Here is an 18,152-nt window from a genome sequence, read left to right as displayed (position 1 = left end):
CCACAGGCAATCACCACATTCTAGCGTCAAGTTGGCAACCAATCCGTTAACACTGTCACATGAAACAGTTCTGATAAAAGCAATGACCTTGGCGTCAAAACCCGCTATCAGAAACGAATGTGATGAAGGCGTTTGTTTTCGGGGGAGCTTTGCGCGAATTACGTTCGATGGTGGCAGCATTTAGCGTTATGACAATCGTCATCGCTGTCTGCCTTGCCATGTCCCCCTACCCTGCGAAAGCACATACAAGCCAACAACATTTCACTGTCGGCATGAATGGGCCGACAAGTACAATCATCCTTGGCCAATTTTTACAGCGCCTGGTCACCCCCCACACGATCAATGTTCCTGCCGACCTTATAAACATCCCGAATGACGCGTTTGAGGATGTATTTAACACGGCAGGTCCGGGCTATACGCCAGATACAGTATGGTATCGTGCGGCGTTCACTGTCTCAGACACCGACCAGGGCGGGCAGGAAAAGTCCTATATCGAGATGGGGCAGCCCTATTTGAACGACATCAAACTGGCAATCGTCAAGGAAGATACCCGTGCGGTTATCTGGCGTGATCGTGTTGGCGACAGATTGCCCAAAGGCAACAATGATGTGCGCGGTCTCTTGCATCTGTCGGAATGGCCGGAACTTTTACCCGGCAACTATTGGCTGACCATCGCGATCACAACAAACAGCGCCCATATCTTTCAGGCGCAACTGGTCCCTGAAACAGAGCAAATCGCCAATATCGGCCGCAACAGCTTCCCCAAGGGGATTTACCTCGGCATTCTTATGGTCGCTTTCGGGGTGTATCTGACCCTTGGGGTTCTTTCATCAGACAAGGCCGTCATCTGGTATTCAGCCTATATCTTCTCGCTGTTTCTGATCAATTTCGGGGTCTCGGGATACGCACATTTTCTGTTCACCGATCTCTGGTATCTGACAAGCGACTTCCTGACCGGAACCGGCACTGCCTTTGCGATTGCAACAAGTGTTACGATGTGGAGCTATATTATCGAGCTTGATCGGCATAACCGATGGCTCCACCGGGTGATGACCACGTTCTCGTTCCTTGCCGGTCTCGGGTTCCTGACCGCAACAACGGATGCCTATATCATCTTTGCCAAGCTGTTTTTCATTCCAGATGTGATCCTGCTTTCGACGCTTCTGATCTATCTGGTGTATCTGGGAATCCGGCAGAAAAAGGTGCTTGAACACAGTTTTCTGATGGTTGCGCTTGGCGTTCCGACCATGGCGGTGATTGCGCATCTGTTGCTTTTGGTTGGCGTGATACCGGTCAACGCAGTTACCACCACTATTTATTCGGCAAGTTCGGTGGTTCACCTGACAATGATCGCCATCGCGATGGGGTTGCGAACCTACAAGCTTAGCCACCGTCGAATGAACGCCGCCGCATCGAACCAGCGCGCCAGCCAGCTGGCTGGTGAACAACGCGCATTCATCACCATGTTGTCGCATGAATTTCGCACACCGCTGGCAATCATTCAGCGATCCTCTGAAATTCTGGGCCTGCATCTTAGCAGCGAACAGGATGCCGTTCATAACAGGCTTGGCACCATACGAAATAATGCATCGCAGTTATCCGGACTTGTCGATGCGTTTCTGACCAAGGACACACTTGATAGCGCGACCTTTACGACCACTCGCGAGCCGGTGGCGATTGACGCTTTTCTTGCAGACCTGATTGCGCGACGTCACCGCGAAGTGCCGGGACAGAACGTCAATCTGATCAATTCCGAGTTCGCAATTGTCGATATTGACCGCATCCTTCTGGAACGCGCCATCGTCAACCTGATCGAGAATGCGCGGAAATATGCGCCGGGTGCGGCTGTCTGGATCGCGTGCAACAGATCGGCCAATGGCTATGTCTATATCCGCGTTGTAGATGAAGGCCCCGGCATCGCGGCCGAGGACCTCAGCAATGTGTTGAATGCGTTTTATCGCGGTCGTGAAGCCGCAAAAACACAAGGGGTCGGCCTTGGCCTGCATCTGACACGCCGCATTGTTGAAGCACATGACGGGTCCCTGTCGGTCAATGTCGGCGAAAAAGGCGGCACCACCATCCTGATCAAACTTCCCTTCAACAAGGATGCGACTGTTTTAAAAACCAACGACGTCCTTTTGCGGGTTATGGGCGGTTCAAGACGCAAGCCGAGCAACAGGGAGACAGACGAATGAAGCTGATCTCCCGCAAATTTACGCAGGCGAAAACCACCGCAAGTGCGGGCAATCGTCTGTTGGCCCGGATGGCTTTCCTGATACTGCTTGCTGCGATGGCAGTGACCGGCACCCCTGTCCATGCGCAATCCGGGGCCGAGGACGTCGGCAAAACCAGCGCAACCGTGACAGCCCCGCTCAATGACACGATTGATCTGACGCCCTATGTGTCGTCCTATGTTGACGCCACGCAGTCGCTTGGTCTGCAAGATATTCTGGGCCTGCCACAAAATGCATTTGAGCAGACAACGGCCATTCCGTCATTTGGCTATACAACCGATATCATCTGGCATCAGGTCAAGCTTGGGATTGAAGGCACGCTTGCGCAATCACCGACCATCGAAGTTGGCCCAAGCTATTTGAACTTTATTGACCTTTACCTTTTCAAGGCCGATCAGGGCGAACCGATCTGGCAGGTCAAGCTTGGCGACAATATCCCTGCCAGTGAACGCCCGGTTGCCGGCACGGCACAGCTTGCATCTTTGCCCGTGCTTGAACCGGGTGAGTACCGCTTGATCATCCGGGTCGAGAGCAACAGCGCAAACCTTTTGCGCTTAACGCTGTGGCCTGCCAATGACCTGATCGCATCGCTGACAAAGCGCAACGTTGCGACCAATATTTTCTTTGGCCTGATTGTAACCCTGGGGCTGGCTTATTTGGCACTTGGCCTGATGCTGCGTGACGTGATTGTCGCCACTTATGGTGTATGGGTTGCCGCGGTGGGGACAACAGTTGCCATTGTGAATGGTATCGCGCTTGGCGTTTTGCGCCCGGAGCTGCCATGGGTAAATGATCTGCTTCTTGGCGTGATAAATATCATTTCCTATTGCGGCACCGTGTTGCTGTGGATGCATATCGTCGAGCTTAGAAAACGCATGCTGCCGCTTTACCTTTTCGGCATCGCCTATGCATGTGTCATTTTTGGCTTTGTTGTCAGCTCAACAAGCGACCTCTATACCGTTTTTGGCACCTATATTGTCCCGAGCCATTCGGCATTCATGATCCTGATGTGTGTTTTTCTGGCGATCCGTGCGGTCCAGGATTGGCGGAACTGGCTTAACTGGGCATATCTGATTTTGCTTGTTCTGCCGACGGGCCCGGCCGTGCTTCTTCAACTGTCGCACAGCGGTTTAATTGATGCGACGCCTGCCCGACTTGAACTTCATCAGTTTACCTTGCTGTTTCACCTGACCGGGATGGCAATCCTGATGGCGGCACGTCTGTCCTATTTGGATAAAGAACGCCGGGTGATGACAATCAGGGCGGCAGAAACCACCAATCTGGTTGAAGAACAGCGCAACCTGATTTCAATGCTGTCACATGAATTCCGCACCCCGCTTGCCGTGATCCAGCGATCATCTGAAATGCTGATGCTGCGCCTTAAAAACCACAGGGGTGATGTTCTTGAACGTTTGCAGCGCATTCAGCTTCAGGCGCGGAAACTGGCCCGACTGGTGGATGTTTTCCTGAGCAAGGATGGCATTGATACGCACGACCTGTCGCTTGAACGAACGACAGTCCAGGTTGATCGCTTCCTTGCGGAATTTGCCGCGCAAACCACCCGTGAAGGTGCAGAAATCCTGGTGACATGCCATGAAACAGCCGGTGCCGAGGTTTTCATCGACGAAACATTGATGGCGTTGGCCATCACCAACCTGATCGAGACGTCCCGGCGCTTTGCGCATGGCAGGCCAATACACATCAACCTCTATCGGCCAAAAGAAACACTGGTCGAAATCAGAATCCCGTGCAGCGGCGACGAGTTGGACGACACCGAAATCGGTCTGATCGCGGATGCCCTGTTCAGACGTGATATGGAAACACAGGCCCTGAGTCGCGCACTCGGACTGAACATTTCACAACGCATTGTCGCATCCCACGGCGGTTCCATTACCCTGCGTGACCGCGGTGGCACAGGTATCGAGCTTTGCCTGATTCTGCCAAGTGAATAGCGCGACAACGCCAGTTTGGCGGTGCCGGACAACCGGCCTCATGATCTGTCGTGGAAAGTGCGGGGCGTCAGGACGCCTCAGCCTCACCGGAAACGGTGGCAGGTGAGGCAAAGGCGTAACCACGCCCATAGGCGGTCCGCACCGGTAACTCTTCGCCAATTTCCTTGACGATCTTCTGGCGAACACGGCGAATGGCTGTATCAAGGTTGCGGCAATTTTCGGCCGTGTCGGCCTTGCCGAGCGCCTCGACAATTTCCGGACGCGTCAGCCACGCACCATTGGCCTCAATCAGAAGCTTGATGATTGTGCGTTCGGTCGCGGTGAGCTTGGCTTCGGTGCCGTCAGGATTGCGCAACGTCCAGTTAAGAAGATCAAGGACCCAGTGATCGTCAGGGGTCGTTTCATCTGACGTTTCATCCTCGCCCCGTGATGCACGACGCAGGAGCGGCTTGAGGGCTGCCTCAATCACCGAAAGCGGACTGTCTTTGGTCAGATATACATCGGCACCGGATTTGTAACCGGTAAGGTGATAGTCCATCCCGGAAAGCGAGGTCAGCATCATGATACCGCAATCGACGGTCTTGCGGACATGTTGTGCCAGCTGATAACCGTCTGCATCCGGCAGCATGATATCAAGAATGACAGCATCGGGTTTGCGCGCGTCGAGCGCACGATAGAAAGCAGCACCGGTTTCACAGCCGACCACTTCCAAACCGCACATCTCAAGATACTCACACAGATCCTTGTTAAGGTCCGTGTTGTCTTCCACGACGTAAACACAGTGTGCCATTGCATTCCAGCCAGACGCCGCATCGTCGGGAACCGACTGCGCCGCTCTGCCAATCTCGTTCATATAAAGACCTTCGCGTTCGCTTGTTTGTCCAACCTTAAATTGTGACTTTGATGCCACTTTTACTTAATACCCAAAGGTATGTGGCCATTGTGCCAATTCTGCAAGCCCCAACCATGAATGGTCAGAAAATGCCAGAATCCCGTCCCCCCAATGCAAAAGGCCCGCCACTGGTAATATGCAACGCATAAACCGGTGGCGGGCCTTGTTTTAAACGATGTTCGGCAGAAGACAAGTTATACGTGCAGACGATACCCGTCGTACACCATTATACAACCGCCGAGGAGCTTGCGACCGAGATGGCCTGCACTGTTTCGGGAACATCATGCACGCGGATCATTTGAACGCCATGACGCCATCCGTTAACCGCAGAGGCAATCGATCCGCCAAGACGTTGCTTGGGATCCGCCTTGGGATCAATTTTACCAATGAACGATTTGCGCGACGTGCCCAGCAGGATCGGACAGCCCAAACCATGAAAGATGGCCAGACGCGACAGAAGTTCAAGATTATGCGACAGCGTCTTGCCAAAGCCGATGCCCGGATCAATGCAGATGCGATCGCGTGAAATCCCCGCCCGCTCGCAGCTTTCGATGCGATCGAGCAGATAGTCATAGATATCAAGCGGCGCGCAGTCATATTGCGGGTCTGCCTGCATCGTGCCGGGTTCGCCCTGCATATGCATCAGCATGACAGGCTTGCCTGATGCGGCAGCAACTTCCATGGAACGTTCATCGCCTTCAAGGCCGGTAACATCATTGATGATGGCAGCCCCGGCTTCAATTGCGGCCTCCATGACTGTTGCATGGCGGGTATCGATGGAAACCACATGCCCCTTGGCAGCGAGTTCCCGAATGACCGGAACGACGCGGTTAATCTCTTCGTCCTCGGAAACGTCATCGGCCCCCGGGCGGGTAGATTCCCCGCCGACATCAATGATTGATGCGCCCTGCTCTATCATGGCTTCGGCGCGCGCTACAGACTGTTCGGTCGTATTGTAGTCGCCACCATCAGAAAAACTGTCAGGCGTGACATTGATAATGCCCATCACATGACAGGATGCCATATCAAGTCCGGCATAATCCGGGCGCTTGGCCATCAGTCGATCAAGTACTGCATTGATTTCATCCACACGGCCGCTGTTCTGGACCCAGCCTTCAAGGGCAAGCAATGGCAGAATCATGCTTTCGGCACCACCGCCTTCGCGACGACGGATGATTTCAAGCGCGGAAAAGCCCCGTCGTGATCCGGCGAGTGGCAAGGTATTGGGATCATCAGCATGGTCGATGAAACCGGTCGGTGCGTAGTAAAGCGGTCCTTCAAAATCGGCAAAGCCCCGCACATCGGCGGGGCTTCGCAGGACCGATCGTTTGATCTCGTCCATCAGTCTCTTTCTGTTAGCTTCCCGGTTGCGGTTCCGGGGAGAGGTCCCCGCCGCCGTCACCAGGGTTGTCTTTGCGTGCACCACCGGAGCTGGGCACCGTCGAACGGCGTCCGCCACCAGCATCCTTGCCGCCACCGGAAGAATGGCCCGGACGGTTGATTTCCTCGCCGCGCAGCAACGCGTCGATTTCACTACCCGACAGGGTTTCATATTCCAGAAGACCTTTGGCAAGTTTGTGCAGGTCATCAAGATGTTCGGTCAGAACGCGCTTGGCGAATTCATAAGCCTCGTCAGAGTAACGACGGACTTCCTCGTCAATGAGTTGCGCGGTTTTTTCCGAAACGTTTTTGTGCTGGGCAACGCTGTGACCAAGGAAGACTTCTTCCTGGTTATCAACATATTTGACGTTACCCAATTTGTCGGAGAAGCCCCACTCGGTCACCATCTTGCGCGCATATTGCGTCACCATGTTGATGTCCGAAGATGCCCCCGTGGTGACCTTGTCCTTGCCAAAGATGATTTCCTCGGCAACGCGGCCACCCATGGCAACCGCAAGGTCGGAAATCAGCTGTTCATAGGACTTGGACACCTGATCACGTTCCGGCAGACGCATCACCATACCCAGTGCGCGACCGCGCGGGATGATGGTGGCCTTGTGGATCGGATCGGATGCAGGTGTGTGAAGTGCAACCAGTGCGTGGCCACCTTCGTGATAGGCGGTCAGCTTCTTCTCGTCATCGGTCATGATCATGGAGCGACGTTCAGCCCCCATCATGACTTTATCCTTGGCGTTTTCGAAATCGGCCATGGTGACAACGCGCTTGCCAAGACGGGCTGCAAGCAATGCTGCCTCGTTGACAAGGTTTGCAAGATCAGCACCCGAGAAGCCCGGGGTACCACGGGCAACCGTACGCAGTTCAACATCCGGGCCCAGCGGAACTTTACGCGCATGGACACCAAGAATGCGTTCACGGCCTTCCAGATCCGGGTTCGGCACGACGACCTGACGGTCAAAACGACCGGGACGCAGCAATGCCGGGTCCAGAACATCCGGACGGTTGGTTGCAGCCACCAGGATCACGCCTTCGTTGGCTTCGAAACCATCCATCTCGACAAGGAGCTGGTTGAGCGTCTGTTCGCGTTCATCGTTACCGCCGCCAAGACCGGCACCACGATGGCGGCCCACAGCGTCGATTTCATCGATGAAGATGATGCAAGGTGCGTTCTTTTTGCCCTGTTCGAACATGTCACGCACACGCGATGCACCGACACCAACGAACATTTCAACGAAGTCAGAACCCGAAATGGTGAAGAACGGAACGTTTGCTTCGCCAGCAATCGCACGCGCCAGAAGGGTTTTACCGGTACCCGGAGGACCGACAAGCAGCATGCCTTTGGGGATTTTACCGCCAAGGCGCTGGAACTTCTGCGGATCGCGCAGGAAGTCGACGACTTCTTCAAGCTCGCCCTTGGCTTCTTCGATGCCGGCAACATCTTCGAAGGTCACGCGGCCGGACTTCTCGGTCAGCATTTTGGCCTTGGACTTGCCAAAGCCCATGGCCTTGCCGCCGCCGCCCTGCATTTGACGCATGAAGAAGATCCAGACACCGATGATCAGAAGCATCGGGAACCAGCTGATCAAAGCGCTCATCAACGGAGACAGGCTTTCTTCAGGCTGTGCGATGATGCGCACGCCCTTGTCGTTCAGCTTTTCAACGAGGTTCGGATAATCCGGGGTGTAAACATTAACAGAGCGACCGTCGCGCGTTTCTGCAGTCAGGTTGTTGCCCTGGATGGTGACTTCGGAAATCTGGCCTGAATCCACTTCGGCCAGGAAGTCCGAAAATGCCAGCGACGACTGACTGGACCGTCCGGAGGGCGACTGAAACAGGTTAAACAGCGCCACCAAAAGGATGGCGATAATAACCCACAGTGCGAGATTTTTTCCCATATTCATTCCAAGCTACTGGTCGCAATTTGTGTGTGCCGTGACGCAAAACTTCCTGCGCAGGGTCTGACAATCAAATAGTCATAAGCCCCGCTTACGCAAGTAGGTTGTCGGGTTTCGGTGACGATTTGAAACCACTTTCCCACAAAGGTACTTGCGGCGCAAACTGCCAACTGCCACCTGATGCGATCTGGCCCCTGCCCAGAGGCCGTTCGCAACCGGCGGCGGATAGTACGTCGGAAAGCTCCGAAACCTCAAGCCCGCCAACGGATAACAAGCCTTCTTTATCGTAGAGTGCAGGCATGGATGCAAGGGCTGCGCGCGGTAAATTACCAATAAATGGTGCAATTTCACGCAATGCACTGCGAAAAGACTTCGTGTGAAACACATCACAAAGACCAAGCGGCCCGATCCAAAGCCCGGTTTGCGCCGACAAAGCCGCTGCATCGGCCTGCCATTCAAAGCGATTATCAAAGCGCACACGCACAGATTTGGAGCACGATTCTGTATCCAGCGCCATTGCGTCCTGTGCCATACGTCCAAATTCGCGATAGACGCAAACCATGCCTTTGCGGCCATGCAACACACAACCGCCCAAACTGATGCGCGCAGTATTGTCCATGGCAAGGCGGTCCATCGCCCCGTGCAGCTTGTCGCGCGCTGGCATGTAAGCTGCCCCGCCAATTGTTCGCACCACCTGCCCCAGCGCGTGAATTGCCGTATCGGCAACCCCACGGGCAGCAAGGAAAACCTTCGGGTCAATGATCGCCACACCATTGGAATGCAGGGTGACGGCAGCGGCCAACAGACGACCAATCTGCTGTTCTTCGGCAAGACGGATGGCGGCACGTTGCCCTGTTTCGAAATCAGAGGCTGGCTTGGCGCCAAGCGCCTTGCGCACACGCACGCGCTCATAGGTGTTATCGATATTGGACGGGTCTTCGATCCATGGCTGCCCCCGTTTGATCAGGGTTGCGATCAGATCCGTTTTGGGAATGCCAAGCAGTGGCCGCAGAAGACGCCCATTGCGCAAATAGCGACGGGCGGACATCCCGGCCTGACCAAGTGCCGTTGCCCCGCGTTCCTGACGCATGGCAATGGTTTCGCGTTGATCATTGGCGTGATGGGCAATCAGCAAATGGAAAATGCCGATGTCGCGCATCAGGTCGTCAAAAATCCGGTAGCGGGCCTGTCTGGCTTTTTCCTGTAGCGCCCCGGTCGGTTTTGGGCCCTGCCAGACCCTGGTGATGTGTTCAATCCCGTATCGGGCAAGTTCGTTTGCGACCCAGCGCGCCTCGTCCGCGGCGGCCTTGCGCAGACCGTGATCAACGGTAACCGCAACCACACGCCCACCACGCGCCTGACACCAGTCATGGGCCAAAAGGGCAAGCGCCATGCTGTCAGCCCCGCCGGAAACCCCGACAAGGAGGTACGGATTGGCTTCAAATGGCGCAAAGGAGACCATCAACTCATCAAAGACAACGGCGTCCAGTGGAGTTCCACTGGACGCCGTACTCCGATCATATGATGACGTAACGTTGCCGATCATTGGACTGAATTACTGCGGACAACCGCGGTTGTTGCTTTCCTGACGGGCACGATCCAGAACAACATTCGATGCGTTCGGGAAATTGTCGATCAGGTGACTGAAGGCCGTGCAGGCATCTTCGTTCTTGCCAAGATTTGCCAGCGACATGCCGAGCTTCAGAAGATTGTCCGGTGCCTTGGTGCTGTCGGGATAGGTCTGGAACCCTTCGGTAAAGGCGATGGCAGCATTTTCATACTGACCACGCACATAATAGGTTTCACCCAGCCAATATTGCGCGTTGCCAGCCAACGGATCGTTGGGATGGTTCTCCACGAAATTGCCAAGCGCCTGTTCGGCGGCCTGGAAATCCTGTTTGCGCAAAAGACCAAAGGCCTCGCGGTACTGTTCTTCGGGGGTGCTGGCGCTTGCCGCCGCACTTTGGGTCGGTGCCGCGCTATTGGAGGCTGCCGTGCCACTTGGAATTTGCGGCGGCTGACCTTCGTTCTCGATCACGCCAAACAGTTTGGTGCCACGATCATTAAGCGTTTCGCCACTACCTGCTCCGCCCTGACCGGAAGTCGGGGCGGCATTGGTACCTTGTTCAGCAGTGCCCGTTGCCTGTGGGGCCGCTGTACCGTCGGCATTCGTGCCATTTGTCGAAACCGCGCCGCCTTCAAGCTGGCTGAGGCGGAAATCAATATCGGCAACCAGACGTTCCAGACGGTCTTCCATTTTGCGAATGCGGAAGTCGAACTGTTCGAGCTGTCCGGTCAGTTGGCTGGTGGTGCGCTCCAGATCACTGATCTGGACTTGCTGGCGTGCAGCCGCCGGTGTTGAGGCCCCGCCACCAGATGACGACGCAGCTGCCTGTGCGGCATCACCGGTGCCTTCACGATAGACATAGCGCTGCAACAGATCGAGATCCTTTCGCAGCTGCTCGACCTGGCGCGACATATTGGCGTCTTGCGCATGAACCGGCTGAGACCCGAGTGATGTCATGCCAAATACAGCGCCAATGGCCAGGGCCATGATGACGTTGCGGCTTTGGGGCCGGCTTCTTGGCGAAATGGCGGATCGAACACGGATCATTTGCGGGTCCTTTGTCGTCAATTCAGTCTTTGAAAGTCCACTATGAAAACTCATGTCGTGACTTTCAAACATTTTCAGGCGGCAAAAATAAGGCGCCTGCCCCGAGCGGGACAGGCGCCTTGATCGTCAAGTCAGGCTTTCACCTGCACGCGCTTAACGGATAACCGAAACAGCGCGGCGGTTTTTCGCCCAGCTTTCTTCGTCATGGCCAAGAGCAACCGGGCGCTCTTTGCCGTAAGAAATCGTTTCGATGCGCGACGGGTCAATGCCCAGTGCGATCAGGTAATCTTTGACCGAGTTTGCGCGGCGTTCGCCGAGTGCAAGGTTGTATTCACGGGTGCCGCGCTCGTCGGCATGACCTTCAACAACAACTTTGTACTGCGGATATTTCTTCAGCCAAGCAGCCTGCAGTTCCAGGGTGCGACGTGCTTCACCGGCAAGATCGTATTTGTCGAAGCCAAAGAAGACGCGGTCACCAACATTGACAGCGAACCACTCTGGGCTGTCTTCAGACAGAGAGGTCGTGGTCGACGCGCTAGAAGAAGTGCTTGCACCGTCGCCACCAGTGGTCGCCGTGCTATCAGGTGCAGTTTCACATGCAGCCAGAAGTGCGGCAGCAGCAAAAACGCTGAGAATACGAAGTTTCATTTAAGTTTTCCCCTTAACACCGGACGCATTCGCCCGAGGTTGGTGTTTTCCATGTCTCGCGACACCGAAAATGCCCGCGATTAAAGCGAATCGCATTCAGTGCTTCGCGATGACTATACTCTTGAGATATCAGGGAATCAAGGGTGACCATGCTGGATCCGACCCATCCGCCGGTGTAACGATCTCTCGTTCGTTATAACCGGTAAGATCAATCGAATACAAGCGATAGCGATCCTTGGTCCCGTCCCTGGACGGGTGCTGGCGGTAGTACATCAAAACTCGACCGTTCGGCGCCCATGTTGGTCCCTCTACGAGGTACCCTTCGGCCAGCAGCCTTTCTCCACTGCCGTCTGGCCGCATGACGCCGATATAATAACGACCTCCTTCAGATTTGGTGAATGCAATCAGGTCACCGCGCGGCGACCAGACCGGTGTGGCATAGCGCCCGCCACCGAAACTGATCCGTTGTGCGCCGCTACCATCCGCATTCATCACATAAAGTTGTTGTGCCCCACTGCGGTCGGAGTTGAACGCAATGCGCGAACCGTCAGGCGAATAGGAAGGCGAGGTATCCACGGCCGGATGACGCGTCAGCTGACGCTTTTCACGCGTGCGCAGGTCCAGTCCATAAATCTCACTGTTCCCGTCAAGCGCTTGTGACATCACAACCGAGTTCCCGTCTGGCGCGAATCGGGGCGCAAACGTCATCCCCGGAAAATCACCCAGCAGTTCCAGTTCGCCACTATCAATATCCAAAACATAGACGCGCGGCTTGTCGTTGAAATACGACATGTAAACCACTTCCTGTGCTGTCGGCGAGAAGCGCGGGTTCAGCACAAGGAACCGGCCATCGGACAGGAAGCGGTGATTTGCACCATCCTGATCCATGATGGCCAGACGTTTGGTCCGGTTATCAGCCGGACCACTTTCAGAAACATACACAACACGCGTATCGAAATAGCCGGTTTCACCGGTGATACGCTTGTAAATCTCATCGGCGATCTTGTGCGCGATGCGACGCCAGTTGTTGGGCTGCGTACGATAGGCCACACCCGACATCTGGGTTTCGGCCAAGACATCCCAAAGGCGGAACTCAACCCGCAGAAGACCGTTTGGTTCGGTCACGACACGGCCATTGACCAACGCCTGGGCATTGATCGCGCGCCATTCTGCAAAGTTCGGGTTTACCGCCAATGACGCGGCACTTTGAATGAATGCCTTTTCATCGATTGGTGAAAACAGCCCCGAACGTTCAAGATCGGCGGCGATAACCTGTGTCAGGTTCTGACCGATCTCGGTTTCGGCAACGCCTTCGCCCGGAAAGCGGGTGACGGCAATTGGCATCGGTTTCAGTTCACCCCGGGTAATATCAATCCGGAGTTCCGCCTGTGCTGGCGACATGAACCCGACATTCAGGCCAGCGACAACGGCAAGGGCGCACAGTGCCGCGACACTGCGTGTTACCCAAAATCGTTTTATTGCGTTGGTCTTGATCGTCATCCTGCCTCACTCTTTTCCATGCGTATCAGGAGTTTATCCTTAAAGGCCCAGCATTTCACGCATGTCAAAATTGAACGTGAATGTGCGCCACATTTCGTATTTATCCAGCGGCAGTTTTAGAGGACTGCATTGCGGATTTAGCACTGCTCGAAGCGCGCTTTCCGCAATCGTACGGCGGGAAGTATCGCCCTGGATGTCGCTGCGGTTGCTAATCCGCGCCTGACGGACGGTTCCGTCCGGGTTTGCGCTGACATGAATTTCCACTGCAAAGTTGCCTGCTTCCTTCGCCCCTGCCGGCGGGCTCCAGCATTTTTCAATCTGACGTTTCACGGCATCAAGCTCGCTCATGGTCAGATTGGCATCAAGCCGCGTTGCCACAACCTCGCTGGCATTTTCCTGCGGCGCTTCGTCAGGCTGCGGTTCAGATGTCGCCTCCGATGTTTCCTTAAGCTTGCTGACATCCTTAAGAACGCTCATCAGGTCGCGTTTCTTCGGCTCTTCCTTTTTCGGCTCCGGTTTTTTGACCGGTTCCGGTTTGGGCGGTGTCGGCTTGCTTGTCGGTTTTACGGCGGCAAGTTCTGTTGGCTGCGGTTCTGGCTCTGGCTCTTTTTTGACCTCAGGCGTTGGAACCGGTTCGGGCTTCGGCTCGGGAACGGGTTCCGGTTTTGGCTCAGGTTTTGGCTCAGGCTTCGGCTCTGGTTTTGGTTCCGGTTTGGGTTCGGGCTTCGGCTCCGGTTTTGGCTCGGGTTTCGGCTCCGGCTTGGGTTCGGGCTTGGGTTTTGGTTCCGGTTTCGGGGCCGGTTTGGGTTCTTCTTTCGGTTCAGGCTTTGGCAACGCCTTGGTCGGGGCGGCAGAGAATTCATCAACCGTCACGACTTCGACCGAAATGGACTGCAGATCCAGCGGTGTTTCATCAAACAGATCCGGCAAGCCAAGCCACGCCACCAAAAACAGCGCAACATGCAAACCAAGCGATATGAGAGCATAACGCAGCATAATTCGATTACGAATCCCGTGCCGGCAGTTCCGCGATCAACGCCACCTTGGTAAAGCCGGCATCCTTGATCAGCCCCATGACTTCCATCACACGGCCATAGTCAATTGACTTGTCCCCGCGCACGAAGATGCGGGTATCGGCCTTGTTGTCGGTGATGGCCGCCAGCTTTTCGGTCAGGGTGTCCTGCGCGATTTCACTATCCATGATGTAGATCGTGCCTTCGGCCGAAACCGACACCACCAGCGGTTCGTCCTGCCCGGTCATCGGCGCGGCACTGGTTTCCGGCAGATCAACCTCGACACCAACCGTCATCAAGGGGGCCGCGACCATGAAGATCACGAGCAGCACCAGCATGACATCAACCATCGGCGTGACGTTGATGTCACTCATTGCGGCGCGCCGGTTACCCCGACGACCGCGACGGCGTCCTCCGCCTGATTTGGCAAGTTGAGCGCCCATGATCAGTCTCTCGTGTCGTCAAGTTGGCGCGAAAGGATCGAGGAAAACTCGTCCACGAAAGCTTCAAGGCGATTGCTGTAACGGTTCAGGTCACTGGAAATCTTGTTATAGGCAACCACCGCCGGAATAGCGGCAACAAGGCCCATGGCGGTTGCAAAAAGCGCCTCGGCAATACCCGGTGCGACAACAGCCAATGACGTGTTCTTGGATGCGGCAATCGACTGGAACGACACCATGATGCCCCAGACGGTGCCGAACAGACCAACAAACGGTGCGGTCGAACCGACAGATGCCAGGAACGTCATGTAGCGTTCAACCCGGTCCATTTCACGGCCGAGCGTGATTTCCATGGATTTTTCAAGGCGCTGCTGAAGGCGGGCACGCATGGTATCACCATGGACACCCTTTGCGTTAGAACGACGCCATTCACGCATGGCCGAAACAAAGATGGCTGACATCGGATCGCGCGGCTGATCGGCGATGCGATCATAGAGATCTTCAAGCGATCCGCCCGACCAGAAGGCTTCTTCGAAAGTGTGGGCCTGCGCACGCAATTTGCGCAGCCGCAGGACTTTCTCGATCACAATTGCCCAAACCCAGACAGAAGCCAGCAAAAGCCCGATCATCACAGATTTGACGACAAGCCCAGCCTGCATGAACAGTCCCCATAAAGACATGTCATGCGCCATGACCGACTGCCCCAGCGTTACCGCGTCGACCACTTGATTTTCCATATTCCCGTCAGTCCTTTGTCACATCAAGACATCGATTAAATACTGTTCTTAGTTCATCAGGCAGGCGTTGTGCCCGAAGTTCTTCCAACGACATGCAGGCGAGATAAATCTCGATCACCACCAGTTCTTCGCCATCACGCATGATCTTTTGTTCAAAACCAAGCGATGCGCCCCCAAGCTTGATCACCCGGCTTTCAACCGTCAGGCGATCTTCCAACTGTGCGGCACGTCGAAAGTCGAGCGTACAGTGTCGAACGGCTATGGCAACTTTGTGGCGTTCTGCAACATTTCGATTGGTAAAGCCCAACAGGTTAAGCATCGCTGAACGTGCACGTTCGGCAAATGCCAGATAACTGGCGTGATAGACGATGCCGCCTGCATCCGTATCTTCGTAATAAACAATAAGCGGATAGATGTGCTTATTGCCGTCAAGCCATCCCAAAAGGGCATCATGATCTTTTTGTGACATCAGGAATCGTCCCCCGCCTGCCCGTCAAACAGATCGGAAAGCGGCATCCCGCCCGCTTCGCGCGGCGGGGTCAGACCTAGATGCTTAAAGCCCTTAACACCAAGCATGCGCCCGCGCGGGGTTCGCTGGATCAGGCCTTGTTGCAGCAAATAAGGCTCAATGACGTCTTCGATGGTATCGCGTTCTTCAGACAGGGCCGCGGCAAGCGTGTCGACACCGACAGGACCGCCGCCATAGTTGCTGGCGATACAATTAAGGTAACGCCGGTCCTGACTATCAAGACCAAGGTTATCGACCTCAAGCCGGGTCAGGGCGGCATCGGCAATAAATTTATCGACCGGGGATTTTTCCGCCACCGCAGCAAAATCACGCACACGGCGCAACAGGCGACCGGCGATACGCGGGGTGCCGCGCGACCGACGGGCGATTTCCATGGCACCTTCTTCGGTCATGTCGAAATTCAGAAGCCGCGCACCACGGGCAACGATGCTAACCAGTTCTTCGGGCTCATAGAACCGCAAACGCAACGGGATACCGAAACGATCACGGAGCGGCGTGGTCAGAAGGCCCGAACGGGTCGTGGCCCCCACAAGGGTGAAGGGCGGCAAGTCAATCCGCACCGAACGGGCTGCTGGCCCCTCGCCGATGATCAGATCAAGCTGGAAGTCTTCCATCGCCGGATAAAGGATTTCCTCCACCGCCGGGTTCAGGCGATGGATTTCGTCAATAAACAAAACATCGCGCGGTTGAAGGTTGGTCAGAAGGGCGGCCAGATCCCCGGCCTTGGCAATTACCGGGCCGGATGTGGCGCGAAAGCCGACACCGAGTTCACTGGCAACGATTTGCGAAAGTGTGGTTTTCCCCAAGCCCGGCGGACCAAAGAACAGGACATGGTCCATGGCCTCATCGCGGGCACTGGCGGCCTTGATGAAAACATCAAGGTTTTCACGCACTTCTTTCTGGCCGGTAAAATCATCAAGCCGACGGGGACGCAGCGATCCATCCTGTTGGTCTTCTTCGCGACGCTCGCCACTGAGCAGACGGTCTTCTTCTTCGCTCACGCGCTAAGCTCCTTTAGTCCCAGACGGATCAGGGTATCGATCGACTTGTCGTCACCCGCTTGCTGCGCGGCCTTGCCCACCGCACCAAACGCCTCGGAGCGGCCATAACCGAGATTGACCAGTGCCGATACCGCATCTGCCAAAACGACGCTATCATCCACAACAGGTTCTGCCGGGGCTGTGTCGGCGCTCACATCCGGTGCGGGTTTGGCGGTTTTTTTGGGTTTTGCGGCTGGTTTTGCGTCTTCGACGGCGGGAGCCGCAGGGGCTGCAACCGGGCCAAGGTTCAGTTTTGCGGCCTTGTCTTTCAGTTCGCCAACGATGCGGGTTGCGACCTTTGGCCCGATACCCGGTGCGCGGCAAAGTGCCGTGGTGTCCTGGGCCGCCAGCGCACGCAAAAGATCAGTCGGGGTCAAAACAGACAACAGCGCCAGCGCGACCTTGGCGCCCACACCTTGCACGGTGGTCAGCAAGGCAAACCATTGCTTTTCGGCGTTGTCGGCAAAACCATACAGATGAATGTGATCTTCGCGGACATGGGTTTCGATCATCAGCCCGGCATCCCCGCCCTTGGGCGGCAGCATGGAAAGGGTGCGGCGCGATGCAAAGACCAGATACCCGACACCGTTCACATCAATGATAACGCTGTCTTCACCGATGAAATCCACAATTCCGCGCAGTTTGGCGATCACCTGTATTTTCTCCCGTTTCGTGTTGGGTGCGCTGCCATCGAATTGGCAAGCGACCGGTTTCCGGCATGTTGCGCGTGGCAGATGGCAACGGCAAGGGCGTCCGCCGCATCCGGCCCGACGATCTCACATCCCGGCAGCAGGGTCGAAACCATCATTTCGACCTGCTGTTTGGCAGCATGACCTGCGCCAACAACAGTCTTTTTGACGGCATTGGGTGTATATTCCGTTACCGGGATGCCGTTACGCGCCGGCGCAAGCAAGGCCACCCCGCGTGCCTGCCCCAGTTTCAGGGTGGAAACCGGGTTCTTGTTCACAAAGGTTTCCTCGACCGCGGCTTCGTCAGGCGTCCAGAGCTTGATGACTTCGATCAGGCCGGTATGGAGCTGGTCGAGGCGTTCGGCAAGGGTCAGGGCTTGGGTGGATGTCACCACACCATTGGCGACATGACGCATGCGGTTATTGTCGAGGTCAATGACACCCCAACCGGTTCGTTGCAGACCGGGATCAATCCCGAGCACTCTGACCACTACTTCCCCCAAAAGAAAACCGGATTGCAGATACAAAACACCCGCCATTCAAAAGCGAAAGGCGGGTGTTGGCAAATGTT

At 55.6% G+C, this 18,152-nt stretch carries 16 protein-coding genes; 2 read left to right on the top strand and 14 right to left on the bottom strand.

The genetic code is table 11. The annotated features are described in order from the left end of the window. Positions 1–188: 188 nt before the first annotated feature. Both AUQ43_RS18160 and AUQ43_RS18155 read left to right on the top strand, forming a co-directional pair. The gene (locus AUQ43_RS18160) at positions 189–2,195 is read left to right on the top strand and encodes an ATP-binding protein (protein ID WP_181838551.1); all 2,007 of its coding nucleotides are present in this window, start codon (positions 189–191) and stop codon (positions 2,193–2,195) included. Next, complete coding sequence (locus tag AUQ43_RS18155; protein WP_062957723.1) at positions 2,192–4,186, top strand: 7TM-DISM domain-containing protein; 1,995 nt, start codon at positions 2,192–2,194, stop codon at positions 4,184–4,186. The genes AUQ43_RS18160 and AUQ43_RS18155 overlap by 4 nt, the downstream gene beginning before the upstream one ends. Positions 4,187–4,253: 67 nt before the next feature. Here AUQ43_RS18155 and AUQ43_RS18150 read toward each other — a convergent pair whose 3' ends face one another. From AUQ43_RS18150 to ruvC, 14 genes are all read right to left on the bottom strand, one after another. After that, positions 4,254–5,039, bottom strand: coding sequence for a response regulator transcription factor (locus AUQ43_RS18150; protein WP_062957832.1), 786 nt, complete (start codon positions 5,037–5,039; stop codon positions 4,254–4,256). A 265-nt stretch (positions 5,040–5,304) separates the two neighbouring features. Next, complete coding sequence (gene folP, locus AUQ43_RS18145) at positions 5,305–6,420, bottom strand: dihydropteroate synthase (protein WP_062957722.1); 1,116 nt, start codon at positions 6,418–6,420, stop codon at positions 5,305–5,307. Between the two features lie 13 nt (positions 6,421–6,433). Continuing rightward, complete coding sequence (gene ftsH, locus AUQ43_RS18140) at positions 6,434–8,377, bottom strand: ATP-dependent zinc metalloprotease FtsH (protein ID WP_062957721.1); 1,944 nt, start codon at positions 8,375–8,377, stop codon at positions 6,434–6,436. An 85-nt stretch (positions 8,378–8,462) separates the two neighbouring features. Next, positions 8,463–9,917, bottom strand: coding sequence for a tRNA lysidine(34) synthetase TilS (gene tilS, locus AUQ43_RS18135; RefSeq protein ID WP_084272161.1), 1,455 nt, complete (start codon positions 9,915–9,917; stop codon positions 8,463–8,465). A 9-nt stretch (positions 9,918–9,926) separates the two neighbouring features. Beyond that, positions 9,927–10,985 carry a tol-pal system protein YbgF gene (gene ybgF / locus AUQ43_RS18130; protein ID WP_062957831.1) on the bottom strand — a complete coding sequence of 353 codons (1,059 nt, stop codon included), beginning with the start codon at positions 10,983–10,985 and terminating at the stop codon, positions 9,927–9,929. A 153-nt stretch (positions 10,986–11,138) separates the two neighbouring features. Next, positions 11,139–11,633, bottom strand: coding sequence for a peptidoglycan-associated lipoprotein Pal (gene pal, locus AUQ43_RS18125; protein ID WP_062957719.1), 495 nt, complete (start codon positions 11,631–11,633; stop codon positions 11,139–11,141). Between the two features lie 129 nt (positions 11,634–11,762). Continuing rightward, positions 11,763–13,133: a Tol-Pal system beta propeller repeat protein TolB gene (gene tolB, locus AUQ43_RS18120; protein WP_062957718.1), complete on the bottom strand. Its 1,371-nt coding sequence runs from the start codon at positions 13,131–13,133 to the stop codon at positions 11,763–11,765. Positions 13,134–13,172: 39 nt separating this feature from the next. Next, complete coding sequence (locus tag AUQ43_RS18115) at positions 13,173–14,129, bottom strand: hypothetical protein (protein WP_062957717.1); 957 nt, start codon at positions 14,127–14,129, stop codon at positions 13,173–13,175. A gap of 7 nt (positions 14,130–14,136) precedes the next feature. Continuing rightward, the gene (gene tolR, locus AUQ43_RS18110; protein WP_062957716.1) at positions 14,137–14,589 is read right to left on the bottom strand and encodes a protein TolR; all 453 of its coding nucleotides are present in this window, start codon (positions 14,587–14,589) and stop codon (positions 14,137–14,139) included. Between the two features lie 2 nt (positions 14,590–14,591). Continuing rightward, positions 14,592–15,323 (bottom strand): protein TolQ, encoded by a 732-nt coding sequence (gene tolQ / locus AUQ43_RS18105; RefSeq protein WP_062957715.1) that lies wholly within the window; start codon positions 15,321–15,323, stop codon positions 14,592–14,594. A gap of 7 nt (positions 15,324–15,330) precedes the next feature. Beyond that, complete coding sequence (locus AUQ43_RS18100) at positions 15,331–15,792, bottom strand: YbgC/FadM family acyl-CoA thioesterase (protein ID WP_062957714.1); 462 nt, start codon at positions 15,790–15,792, stop codon at positions 15,331–15,333. Then, positions 15,792–16,853, bottom strand: a complete 1,062-nt coding sequence (ruvB, locus tag AUQ43_RS18095; protein ID WP_062957713.1) for a Holliday junction branch migration DNA helicase RuvB — start codon at positions 16,851–16,853, stop codon at positions 15,792–15,794. Before ruvB ends, AUQ43_RS18100 begins: the two co-directional genes overlap by 1 nt. Then, positions 16,850–17,545 (bottom strand): Holliday junction branch migration protein RuvA, encoded by a 696-nt coding sequence (ruvA, locus tag AUQ43_RS18090; RefSeq protein WP_062957712.1) that lies wholly within the window; start codon positions 17,543–17,545, stop codon positions 16,850–16,852. Before ruvA ends, ruvB begins: the two co-directional genes overlap by 4 nt. Further along, on the bottom strand, positions 17,542–18,120 hold the full coding sequence (gene ruvC, locus AUQ43_RS18085; RefSeq protein ID WP_062957711.1) for a crossover junction endodeoxyribonuclease RuvC: 579 nt from the start codon (positions 18,118–18,120) through the stop codon (positions 17,542–17,544). Before ruvC ends, ruvA begins: the two co-directional genes overlap by 4 nt. Positions 18,121–18,152: the final 32 nt, after the last annotated feature.

This window comes from Thalassospira sp. MCCC 1A01148, assembly GCF_001613795.1.
Classification (GTDB): domain Bacteria; phylum Pseudomonadota; class Alphaproteobacteria; order Rhodospirillales; family Thalassospiraceae; genus Thalassospira.
Note: the sequence above shows the minus strand (reverse complement) of the source record. Positions and strands in the feature narration are given on the sequence as shown.

Excerpts from the sequence above, each read along its gene's own strand:
- AUQ43_RS18160 (WP_181838551.1), top strand. The coding sequence starts at position 189 with ATGACAATCGTCATCGCTGTCTGCCTTGCCATGTCCCCCTACCCTGCG.
- AUQ43_RS18155 (WP_062957723.1), top strand. The coding sequence starts at position 2,192 with ATGAAGCTGATCTCCCGCAAATTTACGCAGGCGAAAACCACCGCAAGT.
- AUQ43_RS18150 (WP_062957832.1), bottom strand. The coding sequence starts at position 5,039 with ATGAACGAGATTGGCAGAGCGGCGCAGTCGGTTCCCGACGATGCGGCG.
- folP (WP_062957722.1), bottom strand. The coding sequence starts at position 6,420 with ATGGACGAGATCAAACGATCGGTCCTGCGAAGCCCCGCCGATGTGCGG.
- ftsH (WP_062957721.1), bottom strand. The coding sequence starts at position 8,377 with ATGAATATGGGAAAAAATCTCGCACTGTGGGTTATTATCGCCATCCTT.
- tilS (WP_084272161.1), bottom strand. The coding sequence starts at position 9,917 with ATGATCGGCAACGTTACGTCATCATATGATCGGAGTACGGCGTCCAGT.
- ybgF (WP_062957831.1), bottom strand. The coding sequence starts at position 10,985 with ATGATCCGTGTTCGATCCGCCATTTCGCCAAGAAGCCGGCCCCAAAGC.
- pal (WP_062957719.1), bottom strand. The coding sequence starts at position 11,633 with ATGAAACTTCGTATTCTCAGCGTTTTTGCTGCTGCCGCACTTCTGGCT.
- tolB (WP_062957718.1), bottom strand. The coding sequence starts at position 13,133 with ATGACGATCAAGACCAACGCAATAAAACGATTTTGGGTAACACGCAGT.
- AUQ43_RS18115 (WP_062957717.1), bottom strand. The coding sequence starts at position 14,129 with ATGCTGCGTTATGCTCTCATATCGCTTGGTTTGCATGTTGCGCTGTTT.
- tolR (WP_062957716.1), bottom strand. The coding sequence starts at position 14,589 with ATGGGCGCTCAACTTGCCAAATCAGGCGGAGGACGCCGTCGCGGTCGT.
- tolQ (WP_062957715.1), bottom strand. The coding sequence starts at position 15,323 with ATGGAAAATCAAGTGGTCGACGCGGTAACGCTGGGGCAGTCGGTCATG.
- AUQ43_RS18100 (WP_062957714.1), bottom strand. The coding sequence starts at position 15,792 with ATGTCACAAAAAGATCATGATGCCCTTTTGGGATGGCTTGACGGCAAT.
- ruvC (WP_062957711.1), bottom strand. The coding sequence starts at position 18,120 with ATGGCGGGTGTTTTGTATCTGCAATCCGGTTTTCTTTTGGGGGAAGTA.